We start from the raw sequence: 15,035 nt of genomic DNA, 5'->3' as shown, positions 1-15,035 counted from the left end.
CATATTAATGATAGTTTCAAAAAATTAAATAATAGATAACTCGCTACTTTCATCTTTTCGAGTACATCATTGGAGCATAAAACTATGTCAACATATCAAGGTGTTTTAGGTGTGAATAAAATTGATAAAGGTTACCAATTTTCAGTATGGGCACCCAATGCTAAATCCGTTTCTTTAGTGGGTGACTTTAATGACTGGGACGAAGACCAAAATGCAATGCAACAAGCAGATAACGGGATTTGGTGGGTCGATATTCCAACAGCCGCTAATAATGATGAGTATAAATTTTGTATTGAATCTGCCGATAATAAAAACAACAAAAAAAACGATCCTCGCGCTAGAAAAATGACTAATAGCGTAGGCAATTCAATCATATATGATGATGATTTTGATTGGAAAATAGACAATTTTGAATTACCTCCTGTCCATCAAAGAATCATTTACGAAATGCATATCGGCACCTTTAATCAACTATCAGGCGAACGTGGCACCTTTAACTCTGCAATCGAAAAGCTGGATGATTTAGTTGAATTAGGCGTCAATGTATTAGAAATAATGCCAGTTAATGAATTCGCCGGTGATATTAGCTGGGGTTATAACCCAGCAGCGCCCTTTGCTATTGAAGAAGCTTATGGTGGTCCCGATGGTTTAAAGCAATTTATAGATGCAGCACATCAGCGAGGCATGGGTGTCATTTTAGATGTTGTTTATAACCATTTAGGACCAAGTGATTTGAACATATGGCAATTCGATGGTTGGAGCGAAAACGATAAAGGCGGCATTTACTTTTACAATGACCAACGAAGCTCAACCCCTGGGGCGAGACCCGACCTGACTATGGTCGCATCGAAGTGCGCGACTACATTAAAGACAATGCATTGATGTGGTTGCGAGAGTTTAAAGCCGATGGGTTGAGAGTAGATATGTTGCCCTTTATGCGCTGTATTTCTGGGGCAGACAACGGACAAGATGATATCCCAGAAGCCTACGAGCTTATCCAGGATATCAATTCAACCATCAAACAACACTTTCCTAATAAAGTGTGTATAGCCGAAGATCTACATAAACATAATTTCATCACCGATCCAGTAGAACAAGGTGGATGTGGTTTTACATCGCAGTGGGATGCAGAATTTGTACACCCAATACGAGCAGCGTTAACTCAACCAACCGCTGAAGATATAGACCTTGATAAAATAGTAGGCGCCCTACTGCATAGTTACAGTGGTAATATTTATTCACGGGTTATATACACAGAATCACATGATGAAGTTGCTAACGGACAGGCTAGAATAGTAGAAGAAATTGCCCTCAAGCCACGTTGACGATGATTTTTTTGCTCGTCAAAAAGGGATTATTGCAGCCACGTTAGTGTTAACAACGGCTGGAATCCCAATGCTGTTTCAAGGGCAGGAGATGAAAGAAAGTGGTTGGTTTGATGACAATGAAGCTCTTAATTGGCACAAAAAAGAGCAATTTAATGAATATTACGCAGCCTTCCAACAATTAATTGCATTACGTAAAAATAGTGAGGGTCATTCAGCAGGGTTAACAGGTGACCAAACACACATTATTCACCGAGATGACGCGCATAAGATTATTGGATTCAGCCGTTCAAATGGTGTTGATGATGAACAAATTAATGTTTACCTGAATCTATCTGATGTTGAAATAGAGGAGTATGCATTAAGTGAACTACATGAAGAGGCCACCTGTTTATTTGCGTGGTCTGATGGCATAGTGACTGATGAGGTTAGCGTAAAGAATGGATCTATCAACATACCTAAATACAGTGTGTTCATTTTTTCTAATTAGGTAAAGAAAACAAACTGGACAGTCATAAATATTTAAAAAAGTACTACTCATCATCAACGAGTCGTCAAAGTTTATGGGTGTCCGCTATTTTTAGTTAATAGATAACATTGTAAAATAACCGATGATTTACGCTACATTCATAATATGTTTTAAATACAGAATGGGATATAGACATTATCTGAAGTCGTTTTCTCATTTATTAAGACCTCTAATATGCCCATAATTCAATAGGGCAACAAAAATGCTGCCGCCAATCGCATTCCCTAATAAAGCTAATAAGATAACCGGTGTAATCGTCATTAATGTAATCTCAGGAGACATTAGATAACCAATAAATAATTCTACAGATCCGGCAATAGAATGATGAAGACCACCAATACCGATAAGAAAGGTAGCAATATAAATACAAAGAATTTGACTGGAAGTTGAATGTGTAGAAAGAATGGTCCAAGCACCAATAGCCATTAACCACCCTGCTAATACAGCACTAATAAGTAAACTAATTGAGTCATACTGTAAAACATGCTCAGCAACTAATAAATATCCCTCTTTAGCATGAATAACAGGTTCGGCAGCATTCAATAAGACTGAAATGGTAAAACCACCGGCTAGATTACCTAAAATAACAATGACCCAAAGTTTTAATGCGCCTGCAATATCAGTACTTCCATCAAGTAAAGGATAAACAGCTGTGGCGGTGTGTTCGGTAAAGAGCTGCGTACGGCTTAATATGCATAAAACAAAGCCAAGAGGATAAACTAACGCCATAAATACACGGTTAATACCTTCCGTGCTCCCCACAATACTTGTCATCACCGCGACAGCTAATACTGTAAACCCGATGATCATGCCCGCAGCAACCGAGGATAATAGTAAACCTAAAATAGGCCTCTCTATTTGGCTTTTACCCTCATGTATTGCAAGTTGTAATATATCGTCAGCGTGCCTGAAGGTACCGTCAATGCGTTTTACAATGACTTCTTTATAGTGTTCAGCTTCTATTTTTCGTTCTTTGCCTTGTTCAATATTGTGCTTACCAATACGTTTTTTAATCTTATCGATATGATAAGTATCAGGTTGATCTGTGATGTTTTTTTCTTGAGTATCGTTTTATTTGTCATCATTTTACTCTTTTATATTTAACATAAATAAAAGTTACATTAACAAGAAAAACAGCCTAAAGAAGAACAGTAAAGAAGTTAATAAGATTGGCAGTCAGAGATGTTGAGATTAAGCATCCCTTTTACGCATTAATGAACACGTATTAGCTGAATATCACTTAAAGTTAATACCTTATTTACGATGTTTTTTTAGAAAGACTCTTTTACAAAAAACAGACATAAGTATTGATATTATAGGTAAATGAATGGTTTATTTTTAGTAAATTGGGTTTGTGAAGGGGCAATAGCATGCTTGCCCTTAAGTTAAATGTCAATCAACGTTTCTATAATAGTTATTCAATCTATATTACCTATTACACAACCTCATTTGCCATTTAATGGTACCGATTACGCTATAGCTACTTTTATGCTGTAGCTACTTTTTCAGCATTCATGCCTTCTAAGATATCTTTAATTTCATCTTTGTTATCGCTATTGTATTGCACACCGATAAGTACAGAACCTTTCTCGATAGCATCTTCGTAATATTTAACTTCGTGTTCTGGAATAAATGCACCGATAACAGCACCTAAACTACCGCCTACTGCTGCGCCAGCGCCACCCGCTGCAAATGCTGCAACTAATGGACCTGCAACGAGTAAACCTGTACCGCCTGTTGCAACGGCACCAACAGTTGTAAACCCTGCGATAACTGCTGCTAATATACCTGTAGATGCGGCACCTACAATACCACCTTCAGCGGCTTTTGTACCTTCGTCTACAGCAAAGTCATCTGTAGAATATGAGTCATTAGCTATTACACTTATGTCATCTTGTTTAACGCCAATTGCTTCTAATCTATGAATTGCAGCACTTGCTTTTGATGAGTTTTCGAATAATCCAGTAATTACTTTGCTCATAATGAAACCTCTTGTTAGTTAAAAAACTAGCTAATTTATTACCTTAGCTATAGTGGTATCAGCAATCACTGTGCCAGCATGACCCTTTGCGCGTTCAAAAAACAAAATAACATTAATTATCAGCCACTTACTATTTAATGGTCATTATTAGAAATCAATATTATTGTGTATTGCTTCATTGCTAAAATAGGTTTACGTGTAAGCTTTACATCAGTTATTATAATTTTTACACGCTCTATGTTAATTAAACTGGCTCTAGTAAGTTATTAATTTTTTAGTAACCTTTACTATCTTTAGATAACTGACAAATTAAGAAATAATTAATATATAAACTGCGCACAACAGACCGGTCAGGCAAAAACAACTTATGCAGGACAGCCAATGTTTTTAAAATATAAAACAGATCTAAATATAATTGCCCACATCATCGCGAGTATTAACGAATACACTTTTTAGTGTGTAAAGATAAAGAATAATGCTCATTTTCAGACAAATCAGAAATTCTGCGCATGCAGGCCATCAACGAATGCTAATTATCTTTTTATTGAACATGGTTACAGAAAGTGAATAGGTGACCGCGATCTTATTATGATTGGTACTGTTTACTAACGGCCCAGTCGTGAACATCATAAATAAGCACACTATCAGCATCACTTGATAGCGCGGTGCCCTTTTTAACCTCCGCCCATTTACTGCGGTAGATTTGATTAAACATAAACCCAATTTTAACCCTCAATAAGCACTTTCCTACACATTAATAATCTCAAGATTCGTCAATATCAAATCTCCTTTAACGACAATATAACACTAGGTCAATATAAGCCTAGTGTTTAGGTTATAAAACATAAGTGGCACGAGCTTAATGAATTAAGTGCTTATAAGCTCGAGTCACTCTCTTTATCCAGCGTAATAACTACATGCCAAATAAGCTATAAGCTTTCTAATAACCCTCTCCATCCTGTGATGTTGTTATAAAATTGAGCATGAGGTAATCGAGTATATTTACCTTCTTTTTCTACTATAAAAGAGGGAAAACCTTGAAGGCTCCATTGTTGCATTAACATATGGCTCTTCTGAATCGCATTAGAAGAGTGCACTCCCTCTGCTGACATCAAATCAAACCAGTGATGCTTATCAGCCCCCAGCCTAATCGCAATTTCAGCTAATACGTTAGAATTACTTGTATCAAGTGCTGATTGATAATGAGCTTGCTGAATCGACTTCAGCATCAAAAAGCCCTTGTCATAATGTTTTTCCATAACCCAAATAGCTTGAGCCGTTATATATGAATCCAGTATGATCGATTCATTACCACTCAGTCTTTCATGATAAGCTTGAGAAAATACCTGCCCAGTACTTAATGCGATTTTTTGATCATGACTCTGCGCCATTTTCCTAAACCCACTATCTATTTCTCTTCTTTTGATCATGCCTCCAGGGTGCATAACTAATTGAATAGATGTCAGTTCATATATCATTTCTACAAGGGGAGTTGCTCCGAAGCATCACCCGCACATTGGATCATATAAATAGTGAATTTTTACCATTTCATCTCCCCCATATGAACCTTTGCACCTATATTCAACGCAAGTGGAAATGAGGCATTAGGGTAAGCTTCCGACATTTTATTGATCAACTCTTCAGCATTTGTGCTGTGTTGTTTTTCTTGTTCGAATTTCTTTAAGTATAAAGCGGTATAGTTGATGTTATCTGGTGTTAGACTGGTATTAGGAGTCATATGCCCAGGTACTGCAATAAGTGGATTTAATCCTTGCATTTCAGCTAATTGTTCCTGCCATGCATCCAATTTCTGTTCGCTTTGAGTATCTGCAGTCCACACATGCAAATTACCAAATATTCCAATATTCCCCACTATTGCTTTTATTGATGGGATCCAAAGGTAAGGTCGATATGCAAGTAAACCTGATGTCCCGTGAATCTCTACTTTATATCCATCTATAGTAAAATCACTGTCGGTGATTGCTTTAGGTAGTATTGGTGAATGAGGGGCATTGTTACCCATTTTAGGTCCCCAAAAAGCTAACTTTCCAGCCATTTTACTTTGGATCACTTTTTGAACTGCTGGTGTTGTGATTATTTGTGCATTAGGAAATATCTGCTTTAGCATTTCTGTACCAAAATAATAATCAGGATCCGCCTGACTAATGAAAATGGTCGTGAGTTTTTTACCTGAATCAAGTACGTTAGCTGCAATTCTTAAAGCATCAGCCTTAGTAAAACCAGCATCTATGATAGCAGCCTCTGTCTCACCGTATATCAAGGTTGAGTTAACGTGAAAGCTATGACTATCTGCGTTATATACTTTTAATGATAGTGCTGTTTCACTAGTAGCATATGCTGTATTAGCAAATAGTATCGAGGCGATAATTAATATAATTTTGTTCATTCTGTTACCCATGTCATTTATTGAAGTGGGGATAATTATGAATGATTGATTGGTACGTTTATATACACAATAATGCACAATATTGTTTCATATATCGGACATATAAATGGATAGAATAAAAGCAGCTCAAGTATTTATTGATGTGACACGTTCCGGCAGTTTTACTGCAACGGCTGACAGACTAGAGATGTCGAGACCAATGGTTACTCGTTATGTAGAGACAATGGAAAACTGGTTTGGGGCACGCTTACTTCACCGTACAACTCGAAAGGTAACACTAACGACGATAGGTGAAGAGTGTCTTGAAGATGTAGAGCAATGGCTCAGCGTTGCTGATAAGCTTGTTTCTAATATTAAATCTTCAAAAGAGTTGTCAGGTTCAATAAAAATAGCCACCAGCATGTCTTTCGCTCACTCTCAATTTATGGCTGCTATTTGTGCGTTTATGTCGTTACACCCCAAAGTTAAAATTGATGTGAATCTACAAGATACCGCTATCGATTTAATAGAGGGGCAAATTGACTTAGCGATTCGAATTGCCTCTGCACCAGATCCTGCTTTGATAGGGAAACCTATTGCAGTATGCCGGTCAATCATCGTTGCCAGCCGAGCTTATTTAGCAACAAAACCAACCATTTTTACACCTGAAGATATCAGCTCACATGAATGTCTTAGTTACGTTAATTTTGAACGCCATGTTTGGCATTTAAAACGTGAAAATGAACATAAGTCTTTACATGTTAATTGTAGATTAACAGCCAATGAAGCCACCGCTCTACTTGAAGCGACTTTGTGTGGTGCAGGTTTATCAATGCAACCGACTTATATGGCCAACGAAGCTGTGAAGAGAGGTGATTTAGAACATGTATTACCTGATTGGAAAGCAAATGACATGAATATATATGCATTATATTCATCTCGGAAATTCTTGCCTCCAACAGTTCGCGCTTTAGTTGACTTCCTAAGTGAATATTTTAAACAGCACCCTTGGGATTGATCATAATAATAAATAAATTGTCCCATTAACAAAGGTATTTACGATTGGGAAAAGTGATTCAGAGTCAGTCTTTTTAATTACTTTTTCTTCTGAACAAGAAAAAGTAAAGTCACCGACAAGGCAAAATGCTACTAATAATAATCGAGAAAAACCGACGAGCTCAGGTTAAGAATAGGTCAAATTAGTGGACATATATATAAATTAAAGTGGTGGATGAGTGCCGCAAAGCTTTCCTTAAACGCTTCATTTATTCGTCAAATTATTCTACATACGTTATTATTTATTGTTATCCAAAACCTTGCTGGAAAAATCTGTGCCAAATAACACCACAACCACGCTCTCCATTAAGTTAAACAACTTTCTGCATCGCATTGATTGTAAGGTAACGTTAATAGCATTGGTTACTGAGTGTGGTTGCAGTTTAAAACGTATTCGTCGTTCTAAAAACTGGTCACTCACAGGCACGCAAAGCCAACTTGTTAAGATAAGCGAGCAGTTAAAGCAGGGGAGAACGCTGTGGATTGCAGAATCGATTAATAAAGGCTTACCGAAGCCTACCTTTGATTTAACAGCAATCGTTCAATCAAACCCCGACATGACCCTCAATCGTTTAATAGCAGAAACAGGCTGCACATTAACAGAAGCCAGAGCCGCCCTGGATAAAGCAGAAGACTTAATTTAAGCCTCTTGTCACTATTTAATCATTTTATCTTTCACGGTTTGTTATTATTAAAGCCAAAAAATTTGATAGTCAGTACGGCTACAACTGCCCCATTGTCAGGATGAGAAAGCGATTCGGTGGCCAGTTTCTTTGCCTCCTTTTTTTCTAAAAGCAAGGAGGTCGCCAACAAAGCGAAACCACAGCCAATAAAGCGCTACCAGCACAACGAGCGAAGACGAGGCAACTCTTAAACAATGACAATTTAAAAAAATACCCATTCCCACACCCCGCAAGAAAGCCAGTTATTTGTAGTTAGCCGATCGTTTTGGCCACTTTACCAATACTCAAACCTTGAATTAAAATAGAAAACACCACAACCGCATAAGTGAGAGTCAATAAAATATCGCGCTCTGTTCCATCAGGTAATTGCAATACCAGTGCAACCGAAATACCACCACGCAAACCACCCCATGTTAAGACTTTCCACGCCCCCGATGGCAAGGCTAATTGTTTATTAAATATAGTGGTGGTTGTCCCGACAACGATTAAACGTGCAAGTAACGCGATTAAAACGGTTACCCCACCAGCAATAACCAGGTTACTCGAAAACGCAATCATGACCACTTCGAGCCCTATCAGTACAAACAAAATGGCATTTAAAATTTCGTCAATCAGTTCCCAAAACAGATCAACGTAATGGCGTGTTTTATCGCTCATCGCCATACTACGACCATGATTACCGACCATTAACCCCATCATGACCATTGCCAGTGGTCCCGACAAATGCCAATGGCTTGCAAGTGTATACCCGCCGATAACGCCCGCTAAAGTCAGTAGCACCTCTTCTTGGTAACTATCAATGCTTTTAAGCAGGTAATATAAAATCCCCCTAATACCAAACCAAAAACAATACCGCCGCCCGCTTCAACTCCGAACGTATGCGCTACATGGTAGGTAGTAGGAATATCTCCGCTGGATAACACCCCCAATAAAAGCACAAAAATAACCACGCCTATACCATCGTTAAATAACGATTCGCCTGCGATTACTGTTTCAATACTTTTTGGGGCGCCCGCGGATTGTAAAATCCCCATTACCGCAATCGGATCCGTTGGTGAAATTAAGGCACCAAACAGTAAGCACCAAATAAACGCTAAATCAAAACCAAGCAAAGGAAGTAGTAAATAAAGCGCACCAGCAATAATCACGGTCGATAACAAGGTACCAACACACGCCAAAATACCTATTGGTAATTTATATCGCCTTAAATCACTCACATTGACGTGCAGCGCTCCAGCAAAAAGTAGCATAGAGAGCATCCCATCAAGCAAAACTTCAGTAAAATCTAACTGGTCAAGCAAGCTCACTTCGTAATCGATCAGGCCATCAAACCCTAAAAAACCCAAAAATATTGCGATCATAGATAAAATCATTGAAATAACCATCACACCAATAGTGGTGGGTAAGCCAATAAAGCGATGGTTTACATAGGTGAGTAACGCAGTAATGGATAAAAATATCGCACTAATTTCAAGTACGCTTAAGCTGGTTGCTGATGCCATAGTTTAAGCCTCAATTTTTATTGAATGATGCTTTGCTCAAAACAAGTAAAGCAGAAGAGTTATTATGCGGTTTTCTCGTATTATATTGATGTAGCGTAAACAAGCACACCCAAAACATCGATATGTAACATCATTATAAATTTAAAATAAACAAGATTCATAGCAGCTAGCTACCCCCTACTCGTTGAGTTTTTAATAACGTCAAACAAGCAGGCTAAAAAAGAAATCACAGAGCGCTTCCGTTCATAACACTAGCCTCTCGGCTAATTCACCCAGCGCCCCAAAACACCACCACTTTCCTACAGGCACAAAAAAGGAAGCCAAAGCTTCTTTTATAAAGTAACCACAAATAAACCAGCTAAAACGAGCGTAGACGAATCAAAACTCAACGTGGCTACAACTCCCTCCGTTGAGCTTTCCCAATTCATTCAGGCATTTTAGTAAGGCCAAACAGGATGTTTGGATTAGTTGAGGCTAGTGCATGGAGCGATTTATGCACAGCATAGTGTTATGAGTGGACTAAGCTCTGCGTGTCCTTTGCACGTCCGAAACGGTACGTTTAAAATGAATGAATTAATTGGATTAGAAAGCGATTCGGAGCGCTCCTTTTCTTTGGTTACTTTCTTTTGGGCATGCAAAAGAAAGTAACACGCCGTTAGGGCGGAATACCAAGTGATAAACAAACTTAAAGCCACGACGAGCTCCCCTTTCTACAATTTTCTTTCAGGCACAAAAAAAGCAAGCCGAAGCTTGCTCTATCAAGTTATGCAAAAGTTTACTTAACTAAAAGCAAACTTTAAGAAAAATTACTCAGCAGCTGGTGCCGCTTCTTTTTTCTTCTCTGCAGCTTCTTTCATAGAAAGACGTACGCGACCTTGGCGGTCTACTTCTAGTACTTTAACTTTAACTTCTTGACCTTCTTTATTACACCAAATACATAAAAGGCTAATGATGAGCAACCGAAACGTAGTTTCGCAGTGCGAAGAAGAAACTGATACTTTTTGTACACGCTCTTCACCGTTATTTTTAATATAGCTGTGAGATGTGAACAAGACCGTCTTTCTTCTTTTAGCATTTTATAAGTATAAAAAAAGGAAGCCGAAGCTTCCTTTTTAAAGTTAAGAGTTAAGAAAAGTTACTCAGCAGCTGGTGCCGCTTCTTCTTTCTTCTCTGCAGCTTCTTTCATAGAAAGACGTACGCGACCTTGGCGGTCTACTTCTAGTACTTTAACTTTAACTTCTTGACCTTCTTTCAGGTAATCAGATACTTTTTGTACACGTTCTTCACAGATTTGTGAGATGTGAACAAGACCGTCTTTACCAGGAAGGATGTTAACGAATGCGCCGAAGTCAGCTAGACGAACAACTTTACCTGTGTAGATAGTACCTACTTCAACTTCAGCTGTAAGTGCTTTAATGCGGTTGATTGCATCGTCAGCTTGCTCACCAGAAGTTGCAGCAATTTTAACTGTACCGTCATCTTCGATTTCGATCGTTGTACCTGTCTCTTCACATAGTGCACGGATAACCGCACCACCTTTACCGATAACATCACGGATTTTGTCCGTGTTGATTTTCAGTGTATGGATACGTGGAGCAAATTGTGAAATATCTTGGCGACCTTCAGAAATTGCTTCATCCATTACAGACAGGATGTGTAAACGTGCAGCTTTTGCTTGGTTTAACGCAATTTGCATGATTTCACGTGTGATACCTTCAATTTTGATATCCATTTGTAAAGCAGTGATGCCGTTTGTAGTACCCGCTACTTTAAAGTCCATATCACCAAGATGATCTTCATCACCCAAGATATCAGAAAGAACAACGAACTCTTCGCCTTCTTTCACTAGACCCATCGCGATACCCGCAACAGATGCTTTAAGTGGTACACCAGCATCCATAAGCGCTAGAGATGAGCCACAAACAGAAGCCATTGAAGATGAACCGTTAGATTCAGTGATTTCAGATACAACACGTACTGTGTACGGGAATTCTTCAACCGTAGGCATTACTGCTAATACACCACGTTTAGCTAGACGACCGTGACCAATTTCACGACGCTTAGGTGAACCAACAAAACCAGTTTCACCTACACAGTAAGGAGGGAAGTTGTAATGTAATAAGAAGTGATCTTTCTTCTCACCCATTAGGCTGTCGATGATTTGTGCATCACGTTGTGTACCAAGCGTAGCTGTTACTAATGCTTGCGTTTCACCACGTGTGAATAGAGAAGAACCGTGAGTACGTGGTAATACACCAGTACGAACGTCAAGTGCACGAACACTTTCAGGATCACGACCATCGATACGCGGCTCACCTTTGATAATGCGCGTACGTACAACAGTTTTCTCTAAATCGTGTAGGTATTCACCTACTTGTTTAGCAGCTAGCTCTTCGTCAGCAGCTAATAATTTTTCTTTAACTTCAGCAGTGATAGCTTTGATTGCGTCGTAACGCTCGCCTTTATCACTGATTTGGTAAGCTTCTTCAAAACGCGCTTGCGCTTCAGTTGCAACAGCAGCATCAAGTGCTTCGTTACGTGTTGGAGCAGTCCAATCCCATGCAGGGCGAGCTACTTCAGCAGCAAATTCTTTAATTGCAGAAACAACAGCTTGTTGCTCATCGTGACCGTATACTACCGCGCCTAACATTACGTCTTCGCTTAAGATACCCGCTTCAGATTCAACCATTAATACAGCGTTGTCTGTACCAGATACAACTAAGTCTAGCTCACTTGTTTCTAGTTCTGTTTTAGTTGGGTTAAGTAGGTATTCACCATCTTTATAACCAACACGAGCACAACCGATAGGACCGTTAAAAGGCATACCAGAGATAGATAGTGCCGCAGATGTTGCGATCATAGCAACGATATCTGGGTTAACTTCTGGGTTGATTGAAACAACAGTTGCAATCACTTGTACTTCGTTTTTGAAACCTTCAGGGAAAAGAGGACGAACTGGACGGTCAATAAGACGTGCAATTAACGTTTCTTCTTCAGATGGACGACCTTCACGTTTGAAGAAACCACCTGGGATTTTACCTGCAGCGTATGTTTTTTCTTGGTAGTTAACAGTCAGAGGGAAGAAATCACGCTCTTGATCATCTGCATTTTTACCAACAACAGAAACGAATACACATGTATCGTCCATGCTACACATTACAGCGGCAGTTGCTTGACGAGCAATTACGCCTGTTTCTAGTGTTACCGTATGTTCGCCATACTGGAAACTTTTAACAATAGGAGTCATTTTTTTCCTTTAATAGTATTATTTTCATTTTGCTTTTTATCGCGCCGACAGTATACGTGATGCAAATAAGTTTGAACATTTTTTAGGTGAAAATTTTAAGAGAAAGCCAGCAGCACCATCAAAAATAAACCGTTAAACAATGAATCCTTTAAAAAGTGTACAAATTCAGCCTAGCAATTCTACAATCATTTTCTGTGCTGGTTCGTTGTTTATTGTACAGGTAGTATATGAACTATTTACGTCTGTTATGCGAGTTCAAATGCCAAGCGATTTACCTATTCTTTATTCACTACAACATTGCCCTTATGCAATGCGGGCTCGAGTCGCTATTTTTCGTTCACAGCAACCGGTATTAATACGTGCCATTAAACTCAATAATAAACCACCTGAAATGTTAGCGTTATCCACCAAAGGCACGGTGCCGATGCTCGTATTACCTGATAACCTGGTGATTGAAGAAAGCCTCGATATTATCTTAAAAGTATTAAATGACAGCGACCCACACCAATTACTCACGGCGCATGGTCAGCAACCTCTTACCGATATCATTGCCATTATCACTGAATTTGAACAAGGCTTCTTTGTTGCTGTTGAGGCCTATAAATGTGCAAAACGTTATCAAGAGGCAAATATTATTGAATGCCGTGAAGCCTGTGAGGTGTACTTACAAAAGTTAGAAGAGCGTTTAACCCAACACACTTTTTTAACCGCTGACCGAGAGGGGTTATTAGACATTGCTTTGATGCCCTTTGTACGTCAATTTTCAAAAGTTGAACGACAATGGTATCAGCAATCGCCCTACCCTAAACTGCGTGCTTGGTTAAATGGTTACTTACAAAGTGCGATGTTTACTAAAGTCATGGCAAAACATGAGTTATGGGTTGATGGACATAAATATATTACGTTTGGAGGGTAAAATAACAGCTCAACACTGCATATAAGCATTGAGCTGGGAACGTGCTCATTCTAATAAATTATGCATAACACGCATCAAAAAACTGCTTTTCTAATAACACTGCCTGCTGAAAGTACTCTTGTATCGTTGCTTGTTGACTTACATCTGCTGCAAGGTAAGCAGTATCAAGTTGTGTGCGTAAATGCTCAACCACTGATTCAAAATACTCGCCAGCATGCAGGGTTATCCACTCACCAAAATAAAATGGCAATGATTGCACAGCATCAACAACCGGCTCCGCCCAGCTTAAGTAGACCCATTCAGCCACACACAGTACTGCAACCATATTGCCATATTCACCGCTATTTGCTGCTTTTAACATTAAGGCTTGAAAGTCACTGGTTGGCTTTAATAAGGCAGGAGAAACGCGCTGAGATTGTTCCACCTCCAACATGTCAAAAGAGCGTTGAAAGTAAGTATTTTCAGGGCCTGCGATATTGCCTAGGAAATGCGCTAAAGGTAAACGGTCAGGTAAAGATGGTGCATGATGTATTGCAGAAGCTGCTAAACGGACGAAGTTATCGATAAACGTATAATCTTGCGCTAAATAAACACGCATTTTAGCTAAGGGTAGATTACCGTCAGTCAATTCAAGACAAAAAGGATGAGTAGTCGCGGCAGACCAGTTATTAATACAACTTTGTTTTAATTGTTCACTTGCGCGCATTATTTTTTCCTAGTTGGTTAATAGAGAGGGGCAAACAATACTATTGTTTTAATGAATCTGTAACCTTGCTTTGTAAATTCGCTTCTACTTTTTAGTTTATCTTTATGTGCGCTCTCTCATTTTATTACCAATCAAGACTATAAATTCAATTTTTATAATCTAACTCTCCCTATCCAACTTGAATTGTCATAACGCTCATGTATTAATCAAATAGTTTATGTAACAGTCAGAGGAGAAGAATATGCCTAACAATCCCATTGGTTGGTTTGAGATTTATGTGAATGATTTAGAGCGTGCAAAAACCTTCTATGAGACCGTATTTGAGGTCAGCTTAGAAAGTATTGGTGACCCAAATGATAGCAGCATACAAATGCTCGCCTTCCCTTCTGATATGGAAAGGTATGGTGCAACGGGTGCGTTAGTTAAAATGGATCATGTATTAGCTGGCGGCGGTGGCACACTTGTTTATTTTGCATGTGATGATTGTGCCATTGAAGAAGCCAGAGTCACAGCTGCAGGCGGTTCAATTCAAAGGCCTAAAATGGATATAGGTGAATATGGCTTTATCAGTTTAGTGGTCGACTCGGAAGGTAATATGATTGGCTTACATTCAATGACTTAGTTAAGCCTTTTTAACAGCTATAAAAATAAAAAAGAGCCCTTAGGCTCTTTTTTAACATTAACGGAAGTTAAATTGGTTAAAG

13 protein-coding genes and 2 pseudogenes are annotated in these 15,035 nt (G+C 38.8%); 7 read left to right on the top strand and 8 right to left on the bottom strand.

Annotation, left to right across the window (positions count from 1 at the left end; translation table 11 throughout):
- Positions 1–84: 84 nt before the first annotated feature.
- Genes ACLKL2_RS17830 through ACLKL2_RS17820 form a run of 3 tightly spaced genes read left to right on the top strand, consistent with a single transcriptional unit; the run spans position 85 to position 1,815 of the window.
- Positions 85–882, top strand: coding sequence for an alpha-amylase family glycosyl hydrolase (locus ACLKL2_RS17830; protein ID WP_413692657.1), 798 nt, complete (start codon positions 85–87; stop codon positions 880–882).
- On the top strand, positions 852–1,325 hold the full coding sequence (locus tag ACLKL2_RS17825) for a hypothetical protein (protein WP_413692656.1): 474 nt from the start codon (positions 852–854) through the stop codon (positions 1,323–1,325). The genes ACLKL2_RS17830 and ACLKL2_RS17825 overlap by 31 nt, the downstream gene beginning before the upstream one ends.
- On the top strand, positions 1,306–1,815 hold the full coding sequence (locus ACLKL2_RS17820; RefSeq protein ID WP_413692655.1) for a hypothetical protein: 510 nt from the start codon (positions 1,306–1,308) through the stop codon (positions 1,813–1,815). The genes ACLKL2_RS17825 and ACLKL2_RS17820 overlap by 20 nt, the downstream gene beginning before the upstream one ends.
- Before the next feature lie 192 nt (positions 1,816–2,007).
- On the opposite strand, the gene ACLKL2_RS17815 is transcribed toward ACLKL2_RS17820, so the two are convergent.
- The 4 genes from ACLKL2_RS17815 to ACLKL2_RS17800 form a co-directional block, all read right to left on the bottom strand.
- Positions 2,008–2,778 carry a formate/nitrite transporter family protein gene (locus tag ACLKL2_RS17815; RefSeq protein WP_413694360.1) on the bottom strand — a complete coding sequence of 257 codons (771 nt, stop codon included), beginning with the start codon at positions 2,776–2,778 and terminating at the stop codon, positions 2,008–2,010.
- 562 nt (positions 2,779–3,340) lie between these two features.
- A complete protein-coding gene (locus ACLKL2_RS17810; protein ID WP_413692654.1) occupies positions 3,341–3,835 on the bottom strand; it encodes a hypothetical protein in 495 nt (164 codons plus the stop codon).
- A 929-nt stretch (positions 3,836–4,764) separates the two neighbouring features.
- The gene (locus tag ACLKL2_RS17805) at positions 4,765–5,265 is read right to left on the bottom strand and encodes a hypothetical protein (RefSeq protein WP_413692653.1); all 501 of its coding nucleotides are present in this window, start codon (positions 5,263–5,265) and stop codon (positions 4,765–4,767) included.
- A 110-nt stretch (positions 5,266–5,375) separates the two neighbouring features.
- Positions 5,376–6,242 carry an MBL fold metallo-hydrolase gene (locus ACLKL2_RS17800; protein WP_413692652.1) on the bottom strand — a complete coding sequence of 289 codons (867 nt, stop codon included), beginning with the start codon at positions 6,240–6,242 and terminating at the stop codon, positions 5,376–5,378.
- 106 nt (positions 6,243–6,348) lie between these two features.
- Between ACLKL2_RS17800 and ACLKL2_RS17795 the strand changes: the two genes are divergently transcribed.
- Positions 6,349–7,239: a LysR family transcriptional regulator gene (locus ACLKL2_RS17795; protein ID WP_113819824.1), complete on the top strand. Its 891-nt coding sequence runs from the start codon at positions 6,349–6,351 to the stop codon at positions 7,237–7,239.
- A gap of 313 nt (positions 7,240–7,552) precedes the next feature.
- The gene (locus ACLKL2_RS17790; protein WP_413692651.1) at positions 7,553–7,921 is read left to right on the top strand and encodes a ribosome recycling factor family protein; all 369 of its coding nucleotides are present in this window, start codon (positions 7,553–7,555) and stop codon (positions 7,919–7,921) included.
- A gap of 291 nt (positions 7,922–8,212) precedes the next feature.
- On the opposite strand, the pseudogene ACLKL2_RS17785 reads toward ACLKL2_RS17790, so the two are convergent.
- The 3 genes and pseudogenes from ACLKL2_RS17785 to pnp all read right to left on the bottom strand — a co-directional run bounded on the left by ACLKL2_RS17785 (position 8,213) and on the right by pnp (position 12,709).
- Positions 8,213–9,462: pseudogene (locus ACLKL2_RS17785) on the bottom strand (cation:proton antiporter).
- 806 nt (positions 9,463–10,268) lie between these two features.
- Positions 10,269–10,385: pseudogene (locus ACLKL2_RS17780) on the bottom strand (S1 RNA-binding domain-containing protein); the annotation flags it as partial.
- Between the two features lie 212 nt (positions 10,386–10,597).
- Complete coding sequence (gene pnp, locus ACLKL2_RS17775) at positions 10,598–12,709, bottom strand: polyribonucleotide nucleotidyltransferase (protein WP_413692650.1); 2,112 nt, start codon at positions 12,707–12,709, stop codon at positions 10,598–10,600.
- Positions 12,710–12,968: 259 nt separating this feature from the next.
- On the opposite strand from pnp, the gene ACLKL2_RS17770 reads away from it, so the two are divergent.
- Positions 12,969–13,625, top strand: coding sequence for a glutathione S-transferase (locus ACLKL2_RS17770; RefSeq protein WP_413692649.1), 657 nt, complete (start codon positions 12,969–12,971; stop codon positions 13,623–13,625).
- A 58-nt stretch (positions 13,626–13,683) separates the two neighbouring features.
- On the opposite strand, the gene ACLKL2_RS17765 is transcribed toward ACLKL2_RS17770, so the two are convergent.
- Complete coding sequence (locus ACLKL2_RS17765; protein ID WP_413692648.1) at positions 13,684–14,331, bottom strand: TenA family protein; 648 nt, start codon at positions 14,329–14,331, stop codon at positions 13,684–13,686.
- Positions 14,332–14,572: 241 nt separating this feature from the next.
- Here ACLKL2_RS17765 and ACLKL2_RS17760 point away from each other — a divergent pair, with 241 nt between their 5' ends.
- Entirely contained in the window at positions 14,573–14,953 is a 381-nt protein-coding gene (locus tag ACLKL2_RS17760; protein ID WP_413692647.1) for a VOC family protein, read from the top strand.
- The last annotated feature ends 82 nt before the right edge of the window (positions 14,954–15,035 follow it).

It is taken from the genome of Psychromonas sp. KJ10-2 (assembly GCF_047323255.1).
Taxonomy (GTDB): Bacteria; Pseudomonadota; Gammaproteobacteria; order Enterobacterales; family Psychromonadaceae; genus Psychromonas.
The sequence above is the reverse complement of the archived record's forward strand: the minus strand, read 5'-3'. Positions and strand labels throughout refer to the sequence as shown.

Excerpts from the sequence above, each read along its gene's own strand:
- ACLKL2_RS17830 (WP_413692657.1), top strand. The coding sequence starts at position 85 with ATGTCAACATATCAAGGTGTTTTAGGTGTGAATAAAATTGATAAAGGT.
- ACLKL2_RS17810 (WP_413692654.1), bottom strand. The coding sequence starts at position 3,835 with ATGAGCAAAGTAATTACTGGATTATTCGAAAACTCATCAAAAGCAAGT.
- ACLKL2_RS17805 (WP_413692653.1), bottom strand. The coding sequence starts at position 5,265 with ATGATCAAAAGAAGAGAAATAGATAGTGGGTTTAGGAAAATGGCGCAG.
- ACLKL2_RS17800 (WP_413692652.1), bottom strand. The coding sequence starts at position 6,242 with ATGAACAAAATTATATTAATTATCGCCTCGATACTATTTGCTAATACA.
- ACLKL2_RS17795 (WP_113819824.1), top strand. The coding sequence starts at position 6,349 with ATGGATAGAATAAAAGCAGCTCAAGTATTTATTGATGTGACACGTTCC.
- pnp (WP_413692650.1), bottom strand. The coding sequence starts at position 12,709 with ATGACTCCTATTGTTAAAAGTTTCCAGTATGGCGAACATACGGTAACA.
- ACLKL2_RS17770 (WP_413692649.1), top strand. The coding sequence starts at position 12,969 with ATGCCAAGCGATTTACCTATTCTTTATTCACTACAACATTGCCCTTAT.
- ACLKL2_RS17765 (WP_413692648.1), bottom strand. The coding sequence starts at position 14,331 with ATGCGCGCAAGTGAACAATTAAAACAAAGTTGTATTAATAACTGGTCT.
- ACLKL2_RS17760 (WP_413692647.1), top strand. The coding sequence starts at position 14,573 with ATGCCTAACAATCCCATTGGTTGGTTTGAGATTTATGTGAATGATTTA.